The sequence below is a fragment of the Candidatus Abyssobacteria bacterium SURF_5 genome, assembly GCA_003598085.1.
In the GTDB taxonomy this organism is placed as follows: Bacteria; Abyssobacteria; SURF-5; order SURF-5; family SURF-5; genus SURF-5.
The window spans coordinates 1-12452 of sequence record QZKU01000075.1 but is presented as its reverse complement, the minus strand read 5'-3'; the positions used below and the strand labels follow the sequence as shown (position 1 = coordinate 12452).

At 52.3% G+C, this 12452-nt stretch carries 14 protein-coding genes; 8 read left to right on the top strand and 6 right to left on the bottom strand.

The features are described 5' to 3' along the window. Nucleotides 1-72: 72 nt before the first annotated feature. Genes C4520_10960 through C4520_10940 form a run of 5 tightly spaced genes read right to left on the bottom strand, consistent with a single transcriptional unit; the run spans nucleotide 73 to nucleotide 5706 of the window. Nucleotides 73-297: a DNA-binding protein gene (locus C4520_10960; protein ID RJP20668.1), complete on the bottom strand. Its 225-nt coding sequence runs from the start codon at nucleotides 295-297 to the stop codon at nucleotides 73-75. Between the two features lie 24 nt (nucleotides 298-321). Continuing rightward, nucleotides 322-1128: a hypothetical protein gene (locus tag C4520_10955; GenBank protein ID RJP20667.1), complete on the bottom strand. Its 807-nt coding sequence runs from the start codon at nucleotides 1126-1128 to the stop codon at nucleotides 322-324. Nucleotides 1129-1151: 23 nt separating this feature from the next. After that, nucleotides 1152-3410: a hypothetical protein gene (locus C4520_10950; protein ID RJP20666.1), complete on the bottom strand. Its 2259-nt coding sequence runs from the start codon at nucleotides 3408-3410 to the stop codon at nucleotides 1152-1154. Next, nucleotides 3391-4965 carry a hypothetical protein gene (locus tag C4520_10945; protein ID RJP20665.1) on the bottom strand — a complete coding sequence of 525 codons (1575 nt, stop codon included), beginning with the start codon at nucleotides 4963-4965 and terminating at the stop codon, nucleotides 3391-3393. Before C4520_10945 ends, C4520_10950 begins: the two co-directional genes overlap by 20 nt. A gap of 36 nt (nucleotides 4966-5001) precedes the next feature. Continuing rightward, nucleotides 5002-5706 carry a hypothetical protein gene (locus C4520_10940; GenBank protein ID RJP20664.1) on the bottom strand — a complete coding sequence of 235 codons (705 nt, stop codon included), beginning with the start codon at nucleotides 5704-5706 and terminating at the stop codon, nucleotides 5002-5004. A gap of 606 nt (nucleotides 5707-6312) precedes the next feature. On the opposite strand from C4520_10940, the gene C4520_10935 reads away from it, so the two are divergent. The 3 genes from C4520_10935 (at nucleotide 6313) to trxA (ending at nucleotide 7612) form a co-directional block, all read left to right on the top strand. Continuing rightward, nucleotides 6313-6843, top strand: a complete 531-nt coding sequence (locus C4520_10935; GenBank protein ID RJP20663.1) for a hypothetical protein — start codon at nucleotides 6313-6315, stop codon at nucleotides 6841-6843. Nucleotides 6844-6964: 121 nt separating this feature from the next. Then, a complete protein-coding gene (locus C4520_10930; GenBank protein RJP20662.1) occupies nucleotides 6965-7162 on the top strand; it encodes a hypothetical protein in 198 nt (65 codons plus the stop codon). Nucleotides 7163-7168: 6 nt separating this feature from the next. Beyond that, nucleotides 7169-7612, top strand: coding sequence for a thioredoxin (gene trxA / locus C4520_10925; GenBank protein RJP20661.1), 444 nt, complete (start codon nucleotides 7169-7171; stop codon nucleotides 7610-7612). A gap of 176 nt (nucleotides 7613-7788) precedes the next feature. On the opposite strand, the gene C4520_10920 is transcribed toward trxA, so the two are convergent. Continuing rightward, nucleotides 7789-8196: a pyridoxamine 5'-phosphate oxidase gene (locus C4520_10920; protein RJP20660.1), complete on the bottom strand. Its 408-nt coding sequence runs from the start codon at nucleotides 8194-8196 to the stop codon at nucleotides 7789-7791. 174 nt (nucleotides 8197-8370) lie between these two features. On the opposite strand from C4520_10920, the gene C4520_10915 reads away from it, so the two are divergent. From C4520_10915 to C4520_10895, 5 genes are all read left to right on the top strand, one after another. Further along, nucleotides 8371-9051, top strand: coding sequence for a TetR/AcrR family transcriptional regulator (locus C4520_10915; GenBank protein RJP20659.1), 681 nt, complete (start codon nucleotides 8371-8373; stop codon nucleotides 9049-9051). Nucleotides 9052-9068: 17 nt separating this feature from the next. Next, the gene (gene ald, locus C4520_10910) at nucleotides 9069-10169 is read left to right on the top strand and encodes an alanine dehydrogenase (GenBank protein ID RJP20658.1); all 1101 of its coding nucleotides are present in this window, start codon (nucleotides 9069-9071) and stop codon (nucleotides 10167-10169) included. Nucleotides 10170-10295: 126 nt separating this feature from the next. After that, nucleotides 10296-11180, top strand: coding sequence for a transketolase (locus C4520_10905; GenBank protein RJP20657.1), 885 nt, complete (start codon nucleotides 10296-10298; stop codon nucleotides 11178-11180). A 29-nt stretch (nucleotides 11181-11209) separates the two neighbouring features. Then, nucleotides 11210-12190 (top strand): transketolase family protein, encoded by a 981-nt coding sequence (locus C4520_10900; GenBank protein ID RJP20656.1) that lies wholly within the window; start codon nucleotides 11210-11212, stop codon nucleotides 12188-12190. Between the two features lie 91 nt (nucleotides 12191-12281). Next, on the top strand, nucleotides 12282-12452 hold a 171-nt coding region (locus C4520_10895; GenBank protein RJP20655.1), incomplete at its 3' end, for a hypothetical protein.

Genomic DNA, 12452 nt, shown 5'->3' with positions numbered 1-12452 from the left:
GGAAAATGGCGTTCAGCCGGAGCACACGGTACCCCCCGGAACCGGAAAAGTGTAAGGAGCAGGGTTCAGGTACTACTGAATTCCACGCGATTCGAGTATCCTCTCGCTGACTCGGTTGGAATTCAACCACGCCATAAGCTCGGATTTCTTATAGCGCAGGTTCGAGGTCTTTCCGTTGCCGACGCGATACGCCGGAATTTTGGACTCTCGAGTGAGCTTCCAAAGAGTCGAACGGCTAATTTTCAAAAATTGTCTTGCCTCTTGTCCGGTCAGGATTTCGTCGCCGTTCTCAACCATAGTCTTCCCCTTTTTCCTTTTTGCCTATTTCCCTTCAAGCGCCAAAGGTGCGCATGAACCGTAATCGTAGTATTTCCGGTAGTTGTATGGTTGTGGAATACGATATCTCTTGTAGTTCATGATGAATCCGATGACCCGAACGGGGTCGATCTGTTCGAGAATTTGTTCGATGTGTTTCTTCCGGGTTCTGCCTGGTTCGATAACAAGAACAGCGCCCGAAACGCTCTTGGAAAGCACTACCGCGTCGGCGATCGGCAGAATCGGCGGAGAGTCGAATACGACGAAATCAAATCGCGAGCGCAGCTCGAAAACAAGGTTTGCAAGCCTGCCGCTGCTTAATAACGGAAGAGACGAGCGGCCTGCCTTTGTTGATCGGACGATCGACAGGTTTGCCGTAGTGGTTGACTGGATGACCGAAGGGATTTCCGCGGTCCCTCGCAAGACGTCGGTAATCGACGGTCCCTGGGGCGAAGTGAAGAATCCCGAAAGCTGTGGGTTGCGCAGGTCGCAATCCACAAGGCAAACGGAGAGATTGAAATCCTGTGCCAGGGCTATTGCGCAATTTGCCGCCGCTGTCGTTTTGCCTTCCTGGCTTATTGCGCTCGTGAAGAGAATGTCGTTCGTCCCCATCACTTCACAGCATGATTTCAGCCTCGCAGCGATCTTTCGAAAGGATTCTGAAAGTTCCGTGTGTGAAGGCTGAAATTCCCTGACCGTCTGCGTGACATGCGGAACTGTTGGATCGGGCCCCTCATCTCGTGGGGGATCGCTGGGTGGAATTTTCCGTTTGTCTTCTTCGGCTTTTCTTAATGCTCGCTCAATTTTTGACATATCGGCCCCTTTCGAGCAATCGGTTAGAACTCTTTCTTTTTCATCAGCAATGGCGGCTTGCACAGAATGGCAATAGTTGCAGCAAGACTCTGCGCTCTCGTTCGGAGATGATCATCCGCCGCCACTTTTCTCAAGATATGCAAGGCCCGGCCGTACTTGTGTTCGCGCACGAGTTGAATACCCAGATTGAGGTTTGCAAGAGAGATCTTCATGAGAAGTCGTCGTGAAGACGGTCGCATCCGGGCGGCGACTTGATACTTTCGCAAAGCCGTAAGAAAGTCATTCGCGCAGAACCTTTCATCGGCTCCGGATTCCTCCGGGGACGGCGCAAGATAATCACGACAGTCAGCTAGCCCTTGATAAGCCAAATACTCGAATGGCTCATTGTACATTCCGCTTCGATAATCCCCGCACAGGATACCTATGGTTCCCGCCTTTTCTATCAGCGTCCATACGGGCCGCTTCTTTCGCGTTGAATAAAGAAGGAAGCGCGGCTCGGCGAATTCCGCAATGGCCCCCACTGTTCCTTCAAGAACAATCCCGTTTCTGAGAGCAATTACCGCTCGGTGTCCCTCTCCCTCAAAGGGCGTCGGCCACTTCTTTCGCGACTCGTCAGGACTGTTGAGAACCCGGACCGCAGTAACCTCTTCGTAGGAGACATACTGTAGATTCTCGGATGACGCGCAGTCGAGCGATGAGAATTCAAAACCCTCTGCCTCCAGGGATAGTTCCAATGCCGTTCCTTTCGAAACTGTTCCATTCTTGTACAGGACGAAAATCGATGTTGTTCCCGGTTGCGCAGTCGCTGCGTGAGCCTGCTCGGACGGATCGGTCATTTGTTGCGCCAGACTGACGCCGTTATCGGGCGCGGCCTCGATCTGCGGCTGGAATGTTTGCGCGGACGGTGCAGCGTCCGGCTCAGGTTCCGCCTCACTCCTGAGTTTGCTGAGGGCCGCCGGACCGGCGCCGTTTTTCCCCATTATGTATTTGCAGATAAATTGTTTCAAAGTTCCGCGAGGTCTCTCTGTTCCTCCCAGTTGAATAACGCCTATGCCGGCCGTTCGAAAATCTCTTTGGCCGTGACGCCGGAGAAACGATCGCAACGGGACGTACTGGGCCCGCCTTGCGGAGGGCAAGGGGATGGGCGAGGGAGCAGACTCGGCGGCCGCGTGTAGGGAGCCTTGCGTTCGCATCGGCGCCGCTGAGGATCCTCGTCGGGTGCCTCCGATCACCGTTTGAGACAATTCAGAGGAACCATCGCCATTGTTCGAGTCTGAGGAATCCTCGACTATGGGGGGGCGTTTTTCCACCTTGACTTCGTATTGTTTCAATTGTTGAATGCAGGCGGCGGTTTCCTCGGCAGCCTCTGCAGGGGTCGCCTCGGGGGCAGGTGGTTGGCTCTCCACCGCCGGGAGATCTTCGGGGCCCTCGGCTGGAGTATCTATGTCCTCCTGTTCTGAAGATTCGTCGAACTTCCCTTCCAGCTCATTTATGGCCTCGTGCACGGCATCTTTATCGAACGTACTCTGTTCGGCGACGTATCCTATGAGCAGGGTCACGTCGCAGAGGGCATTGATAATACGAGGAATCCCTCCGGAAAAAGAGAAGATTTCGGCACAAGCCTCTTCAGTGAAGTGGATGTTGCCGTTCGAGCCGGCTTTTTGCAGGCGATGGTGAATGTATTCTTTCACTTCCTTCTGCCGGAGCGGTGACAAGTGGTAACGCACCTGGATACGTTGTCGTAACTGTCGCAATTCCGGCAGGTCGAGCGTCTGAGAGAACTCCGGCTGGCCAACAAAAACTATCTGCAGAAGCTTTTCTTTTGAGGTTTCAAAGTTGGAAAGCATCCGTATCTCTTCGAGATTCTTGAGGCTGAGGTTCTGAGCCTCGTCAAAGATGATGATGACGCGGCAGGTGCGCTTGAGCTGAATGAGCAGATAGTCATGAAAGAAATCAAGAAGTTCCATTTTTGAAACGGTAGGCGGGATGTTTGGAATTTCAAGGTCCTTCATGATTGCCTTGAGCAGTTCGGGGAAAGGAGCACATGGGTTGATAATGTAGGCAGTCCGGGTCTTGTCATCCAATTTGGCCAGTACCGCTCGAAGGAGGGTTGTTTTGCCCGATCCTACCGGCCCTGTCAACTGAAGGAACCCCTTTGACTCCTGCAGGCCGTACCGAAGAAAGGCAATTGCGCGCTTGTGTGAATTACTATAGAACAGGAAAGCCGGATCGGGTGTCAAACTGAATGGCCTTTCCTTCAGTTTATAGTATTCGAGATACATGTCGACCTTTTGTTACCAAGTAGGTGTAGATGCTGCCGTTGTTATTCTTTTCAGAAAGAGATGGAACGGTTCCCAGAAATGGCTTACCCAGGAACTCCTTCGCTTCTTCGATGCTTTTGAGGGAGTCGTCAAAATAATTGAAAAGAGCAACTATTCCGGCGCCGGTGCCCGTGCCGATCAGCAGGATGATGAGGAAGAGCTTCAACCTGACCGGCGCGATCGGCCTTAGGGAGGCGCGCGCATATTCAATTACCCGGAACGAGTCCTCATCGGTCGCGGCCGCTATCAGCTTTTCATTCAACCGCGCCTCTTCGAGTTTCTGGAGGAACATGTTGTAAATATTGGCCGTAACTTCATAATTGCGGGTCAGCGTGAGTAATTGCTGCTCCTGCGACGGCATGCTTCGTACACGAGCCGTGTTTTCGTCGATGTTCTGCCTGAGGTGGCCGGCCCGGCTAGTCAGCAACTCCTTTCGTAGGAGAGCGTTTTGCTTGTCCTGGGTCAACTGCTGGTAGACCGGATTTAGAATGGTCGTCTCAGAATTTAATGTCGATTCGGTTACCCCCTCGCGCTGCTTCTTCAAATTCGCAAGACGGGATTTGGTTTCGATTACCCTCGGATGGAGTTCCGTATAATTGGTTATCAGGTTCGTCAGTTCAATCTCCGCATCGATGATCCGCTGGTTAAGCATGGCGAGCATCGGATTCGCTTCGAGAGTCACCTCGGATACGATCAATTCCTTCTGTTTTTTCAATTGCTCATCGATGTACTGTACCCGGCTGGTCAGTTCCTTGATTTCAGCTTCGGCCGCCATCAGTTCGGACTTGTCGTTCATTAATTGGGTAATGTTTATGTTCATGTTTGACGGGAGTTCGGTAACATGTTGCTCCTTGAATTCGCGGAGATTGACCTCGGCTGATTCAAGTTTCCGCCTGTAGCTTTCCATTTCGGCTCGAATAAAATCATAGGTCTGGCCGGCCTGTGCAAGGCCTGCTTTTGTTCTCTCCTCGATCAGCATAGCTACGAGAGTGTTCAGAACCTTCGCGTTGATGTTGGCATCAGTCCCGCTGTATTCGAGCAGCAGAAACTTGGGAGGTTTCTGGGTGAACGTTATCTCCTTTTTGAGAAGATTGATTACCGCTTCTTTCCGTAGATATTCTTGATCGACGGACTTGCCCGATTCTCGGACCGGGCCGACCAGGCCGATTAGCTTGCTGATCGTCCTCAGATTGTATTTATCACTGTTCTCCAGGATCGTGTTCACTCCCACCTTGTCGACCACCTGTGAGAGAATTGACCACTTGATGGCGTTCTCCGAGAAGAATGTCAAGTATTCCGAAAGGTTTCGCGGGCGGTCGCGTTCTGTTTTTAGAGGATTCGCAATGGCCCCGCGATCGACCTCGACCAGGCATGAACTCTTGTAAACCTTTGGCAGAAACGACGTCGCGATCGCCAGAATGAGCATTAGAATCGATGCTGGAATCACCCCATGCCATTTGTACTTGGTGACCATATCAAGATACTGCTGGACATCCACCTTGTTTGAAGCTTGCATGATGTCGCTACCTCTGTTTTGACTGCAGTTACTGTATTAGTCTCCGATTTCCTGAAGCTCGCGAAAATAGCCGATATCCCTGCCAACCCCGAGTATCGGGGTGAAGGGGAAGAGCACCTGTTCGATTGCGTAACCTGTTTTCGCAAATCCGTTCGGAGGCACGTAAACGATGTCCCCCGGCTGCACGTGGAGATCCTTCACCTGAATTCCTTTGCGAACCACATCGCTCATGTTAACGTCGATCACAAGCGGATTTTGCAGGTCCCCCCGCACCAGGATGACTCGCCCAAGTGAGGCCCGTCTCGTAAAGCTGCCAGCTTCCTCGACCGCCTCGAATACGGTCGTCTCGCCCGTATACGGATATGCTCCCTGGCGGAAGACCTCGCCGATGACGTAAATTTTCTTGCTGTTGAATCCGGTGACGATCACAGATACTACCGGGTTCCTCACGTATTTTGAGAAGTCGGTGGTCAGCCTCTCGGAGAGCTCCATCGGAGTGAGTCCCTCAACATGAACGTCGCCAATAAGCGGGAGCGAGATTTTGCCGTCAGGACGGATGATTACAATACGATTTAATTCTTCCTGGGGTAGGACGGCTATTTCAATCATGTCGGGAGCCTCCAGATGGTATACCGCCATCGGTGCGACCGGAAACTCTCCGACAGTCGCCCCTGGTGGGGCCGACTGACACGATACGGGGACAAGGCAGACCAACAACAACACAAGGTATTTTTTCCTCATCCTTATGCCCTCCAAAGAAGATGTTTGTTTTTTCCCACAATCAAGAGAGATTGCGATTGTTTCGAACCTAACTGAGGCAATCTCTGTGCCATTTCCTAATGATTGAACAGAATGCGTATCGCGAGCAGTATCTTTTTAAGAAATAGACAGGAGAGAACCAATCGACTTACAGTAGACGTTAAGGCAAGAGATCTCTCATTCGCAGAAAATGGAAACTGAGTGTGGCGAAGCCGTTGGATCAGACGCGGTCTGGCGGCCCTGCACAGCGGAACTTCAAGCGCGCGTCCGTGGTCGAGTTACTTCCCCTCTTCCGCAAACCGGGTGTTTACGTTGTCTTCTATTTGAGTTAAATGAAAAAAATATGTTTGGAGGAATGAACATTGTTGCTATTAAAAAACATCTTACCTGTTAACCGTCTTGAAGCTGGGCGCGAGCGGATCATTTCCGCAACGCACTTGTTGATTCTGCGAGTGCTGGCACTCAGGTAGCGTACGGATGACCGTCTCCTTTCTGAAAAATCATTTGGATATAGACGGAATCCGAAAAGGATGATAGATTTGCTAAAGAACAACTTGCGCACGCTCGGCTTTGAGGGGAGGATTTCCTATGCTGGAAGAAACCGGTGGAATGTCACATGAAGCTGAAAATGAAATGGATCAAGAATCAAGCAGCACTTCGAGCGTAAGCTCGGAAGAAGTAATCGGAAGTGCGACGGCGGAAAGGATTAGCGAAGAAATCCGGCGGGACATCGAGATGAGAGTGCTTTATTATTCTCAAGCAGGGAAAGACGCAATCGATGACCGACTGGATGAACTCGATGAAGAGTGGGACATCGAACGCGCTTTCGGCGTGAATGCAGCGGGATTCACTCTTGCAGGACTCGCGTTTGGCGTTGTTTTTGGCCGTAAGTGGTATATCTTGCCCGTGCTGGCCGCCGGTTGCCTCTTGCAGCAGTCGCTAAAGGGATGGACGGCGCCCATGACCCTGCTGCGCATGCTCGGCTTTCGCACTCCGGCCGAGATCGATGCGGAACGCTATGCTCTGAAGGCCCTGCGCGGAGATTTCCAGGAAATACACCCGACAGAAGAGAAAGAGCAAAAAGACCTTAGCAGAATCCTTGGCGCGGTGGAACGATAAGATTCTAGAGTATTGGCCTTGAAAGGATGGGAAAAGGGGGGTGAGTTGTTTTCCTCGTTGCCGGAATGCGCTCGTCAAATGACTTAGACATACACTCGACGACGTAGTGGAGATCGTGAAGATGATCAAGGTCAAAACCTTCGGCTCACAATTCAAGATATTTCATATCACGCAGGAATTGACTGATCTGGATGCGCAAGTCAACGAATTCATTGCGAAAAACAAGGTGCGAAAGGTTATTTCCGTATCGGACGCAACCACGACAGATACATCGGGCGCCACAATCGGGATCATTCGAGTCGTGACATATGAGGAGTAGGAGCGCGTGACACAGTACATTAAGTGCTCTTCCTGCGGCTCGATAAATCGAGCCAGTGACAGAAAAGGGAAGAAAGCCGTTTGCGGAAAATGCAAGACCACGTTAGACTTCTCCGGCGCAACATCCGACCAGCCGATTCCAGTCACGGACGCGACTTTCGATCATGAAGTGCTTATCGCACGAATTCCGGTATTAGTGGATTTCTTCGCCACTTGGTGTGGCGCCTGCAGGTCGCTCGAACCATCATTGGACGCCATGGCTTTACGCTATAAGGGAAAAGTCAAGGTCGCCAAGATCGACGTTGGTCAAAATCCGCAATATGCGAATAGATATCAGATCAAGGCTACTCCCACTCTGATTGTCTTTCAGGCAGGACAGCTCGTTGAGAAGGTTGAAGGAGCACTGCCGGAACAGGCCCTTGAGCGCCTGTTACAAAAATATGCCGCCTGATTCTGAAAAGCCCTCAAATCTCAGCCGGGCATGAAATAAATCCACGGGCACAACCTCTGTTGTTACCGCATATCGGGAAATTGAGCGTCCGAAACGGCGGCCTCACTCCGTCGGCCCGTGAGTGATCAACCGCTTGCAGCGGCAGGAGAATCTGCCTCGTCGGCGAAAGATTAAACTCACGCTATCCTCTTCCCGGATTCCGGACCGGGTGAAAGATCATACACCTCCTCGATAGTGATGACGACGGCATATTTTACCTTTGTTCGATCCATTCGGACCGAATCGACAAGTTCGAGTGCCTTCTCAAACACGGGCCCGGAATCCACTATCTGGGCGACCCCCTTGAATTGGTATCCTTCATATGCCGGCGGATTAACCACCGCAATGGCTACGCGAGGATTCTGCAGGAGGTTTCGTTTCGTCTTTTGCGAATAGAGGTCCGCAAACACCAGTTGGTCATCGTTGAGCACGCCAAGCGATCCTTTTGGCACAACATTCGGGAATCCTTCATTGTTGCTTGTTGCCACATAGGCCAATCGCTCCTGGCTCAGGAATTCCTTGATTTGTGCGTTCAATTTTCCCATGGATTCTCTTCCCTTCAGCGGTTCTTCCTTAGTTTGCGGCTTCCCGGGTTGCTGCGCAAGCAATGGAAATCGAGAGGACGATTACCGGCAGAAACTGCTTGACATGATGCCGAAGGTGTGATATATAGTCACTGGGTGACCGCCCAGTCATTCACCCCGGAGAATGAAATTCCCATGGCCAAGGATGCACTTCAAAAAATTGATGCGAAAAAACGCGACCGCATTTTTCGAAATGCCGCCGCCGAATTCGCCCGTTGCGGCTATCACAAAGCCAACGTCAATGTTATCGCACAGCGGGCCGGCATCGGAAAGGGGTCGATCTATCTTTACTTCGCAGACAAACTCGACCTCTATTACTCGACTTTTAGAGAAGCCGTCAGGATCCAGGAAAAGCTGTTCGATTCCATCGAAGGTATGGCGTTGGACCCGCTTGTAAAAATAGAGAAACTTTTTGACGAAAGCCTCAAGATATTCCCGCAGTATCGGGGCATGTTCAAGATGTATTTTGATTTGAGTACGTCAGGCGATGAGCGGTCGCTTGTCGATTTGGCGCAGCTTTTGGAGAAGCGATCGGCCCGATTTTTTACTGCGATTCTGAAAAACGGCATCCGTGAGGGGCGCATTCGAAAGGATCTCCCCCTTCGTTATGCCGCCTACGTTTTGGATTGTATCTATTCCACTTTTTTCTCGAGTTTGGCGTGTTCCTATCAGGGAGAACGCTTTCGCGTATTTACGCGCCAGGAACTCTCACAGAATGGCGACAATATCAAGCAGCATGTGAATCAGATCCTTAACGTTCTCGGAACGGGCATTAATGCGCCCGGCGACACAAGAGGGAACCACTCCAGCCGGTAAAGCAAGGGGAGGAAGCAATGATTATTGGAGTTCCGAAGGAAATCAAGACCGACGAAAATCGAGTGGCAATTACCCCATCGGGCGTTTCTGCGTTTGTGGGCAATGGACATCAGGTGTTGATTGAAAGAGACGCGGGGCTAGGAAGCGCTATTGCGGATCAGGCTTACATGAAGGCCGGCGCCCGCATGTGTGACGATGCCAAGGATGTGTGGGAACGGGCGGATATGATTATCAAGGTCAAAGAGCCGCTCGGCCCGGAATTCTCTTTGATGCGGGAAGGGCAAATCTTATTTACATATCTTCATCTGGCGGCCGACCGAGCCCTCACGGAAAATTTGATGGAGAAGAAAGTCGTGGCCATAGCCTACGAGACGATCCAGCTCGATGACGGGTCGCTTCCACTGCTCACGCCAATGAGTGAGGTGGCCGGAAGACTCTCCATCCAGATGGGAGCATATTGCCTTGAGGCAAAAAACGGAGGCAGCGGCATTTTGCTTCCGGGCGTTTCGGGAGTTCCGCCCGCGAAGGTCGTTGTTGCGGGCGCCGGCATAGCCGGCACGAACGCCTGTTTTGTCGCGGTCGGAATTGGAGCGCGAGTGAGTATCCTGGATATCAATCCGGCGCGCTTGAGATACATTCATGACGTCACGCAGGGGCATGTTTCAACGTTGATGTCGAATCCGGCCAATCTCGAGGAGGAAGTCGTTAATGCGGACCTTGTTATCGGAGCTGTCCTGATTCCCGGTTGGCGCGCGCCCAAATTAATTACTCGTGAAATGCTCAAGCACATGAGGAAAGGCTCGGCATTGGTCGACATCGCAATTGACCAGGGCGGTTGCTGTGAGAGCTCGCATCCCACTACGCATAGAAACCCGACTTATATAGAAGAAGGTGTCGTTCACTATTGTGTCGCAAATATGCCGGGCGCAGTTCCGAGGACTTCGACCTATGCGTTGACGAACGCGACATTGCTCTACGGCCTGGAGATCGCTAACAAGGGCTGGGAGCGCGCGGTGGATGAAAATCACGTTCTTAAGAAGGGCGTGAACGTTGCATACGGGCAGGTTACCCACTGTGGTGTCGCAGAAGCCTTTGGATTGGCTTGTACCTCCGTCTAAGAGAGCGGAGCGTTCGAAATGAAAAGATAATGCTTGCCTAAGGGAAAACATCCGGTATAGAATGTGTCGGTTCTAGTGCGCCAATGGTGTGTTGGAATCGTCAACCTGGTAGCAACGACATTATTCATGGGAGGAATCTCTTTGGCACAGACCACCACGAAACATCTGACCGACCGAAAAGAACTCGAGAAGTTCTTGAAAAGGAAAGTGGCGGATGCGCAAAAAAAAGTACTAGAACTTGCACGGATAGCGATGGGTGGACATTTGGGCGGAGGCCTGTCCATGATCGATGTTACCGTTGCACTCTATCACCATGTCATGAATATCGATCCCGCAAATCCGGCTTGGCCCCACCGCGACCGCTTCATTCTGAGCAAAGGGCACGGCGCCATCGCACTCGATGCCATTCTCGCCCAAGTCGGTTACTTTCCCGAAGATAAACTGGAGACCTTTAACAAGCTGGACAGCCCCTTCGGCATGCACACCAATGCGCATTCCACCCCGGGCATCGAGCATTCGACGGGCTCTCTCGGGCATGGCCTCTCGGTGGCCGTCGGCATGGCGCTTGGCGCCCGCCTGGATCGGGCCGATTGGCGCGTCTTCTGCCTTCTCGGCGATGGCGAGTTACAGGAGGGTAGCGTGTGGGAAGCTTTCATGAGCGGCAGTCATTATAAGCTCGGAAACCTGATTGCCGTCATTGATCGAAACGGTTTTTCACTCGATGGGCGGACCGAGGAGGTCATGGCGCTCGAGCCGCTGGCCGAAAAATTGCGCGCCTTTCAATGGAACGTGCTCGAGGTGGGCGGACACGACATGGCGCAACTGCTGAACATTTTCAACGAGCTCCCGCCGCCCTCAAGCGAAACTCCGACGGCCATTATTGCCAATACCGAGAAGGGGCACGGTGTCTCATTCATGGTGAACAATGCAAAATGGCACTATGGCGCCATCGATAGCGATCTGGAAGCGCAAGCCATTAAGGAAATCGATGCGAGCGTTGCGGAGGCATAGCCCGCTCGCTATCCGGAGGGAAATAGGAAATGGCCGAAGGTTTTACGTATAATATTGAAACAATCGATATGCTCACCCAGGCCGAAGTCTACGGCAAAATGCTGGTAGAAATGGGCCACCGGAACAAGAATATCGTTGTGCTGACCGCCGACCTCATGCGTTCCAACAAGACCGGGGAATTCTTCCGTGCCTTCCCGGAGCGGTCGTTCAACGTCGGCATTGCCGAACAGAACTTGTTCGGCGTTGCAGCCGGACTTGCCCGGGCCGGGAAAATCCCGTTTGTGAGCACCTTTGCAGCCTTCGCGTCAATGCGCGCCTGCGAACAGGTGAGGACGGATATCGCGTATAATTACCTGCCGGTAAAGATTGTGGCGACTCATTCCGGACTGAGCATGGGCACGGGCGGACCAACACATTTCGCGACAGAGGACATCGCAATCATGCGTTCATTTGCGAATATGACCGTAATCGTCCCGGCCGATGCAATCGAGACGGCTCGCGCCGTCTCGGCCAGTCTCGAATGGCCCGGACCGGTTTACATGCGCATTGGGCGGGGTCTGGAGCCGGCGGCCTATGAGAATGACCGGTATGATTTTCAAGTCGGCAAGTCGGTGCTTATGCGGGATGGATCTGACGTTACCGTCATTTCGTGCGGTATGGCCGTTTTGGCGGCAATTGAAACGAGTCGCTCTCTCGAACAGGAAGGACTCAGCGTCCGCGTCGTCAATATGCATACAATAAAACCGATCGACCGGGATGCCATTGTCAAGGCCGCGCGCGAAACGCGCTATATCATTACCGCCGAGGAACACAACATAATCGGCGGTCTCGGAAGCGCCGTTGCGGAAGTTCTTGCGGAGGAAGGACTCCCTGTAAAACTCAAGAGGCTGGGGATTCCTGACGAATATTCGGAAATCGGCTACCCCGAGTTCTTATACAATCGTTACAACCTCGATCCGCCCAGCATGTCGGCGGCAATCAATCGGCTTCGGGAACAAAAAGCCTTCTAAATTCGATTCCCTTCCGGGCTCAGAAAGAAACGCATTTAGGCGTACTCCTGGATCATGAAGAGTGACTGTATCAGGTGGAGGAATCAGATCTATGAAAGCCGCGAAAGATTCTCTTCTGAAATTGTACGAATCGATGCAACGGCTTCGGAAATTTGAGGAAGAGGTATCGGTCCAGTTTGCGAATGGGAACGTTCCGGGGTTTGTGCATTTGTATATCGGGCAGGAGGCGGTGGCGGTGGGCGCGTGTTCGAGCCTGCGTCCG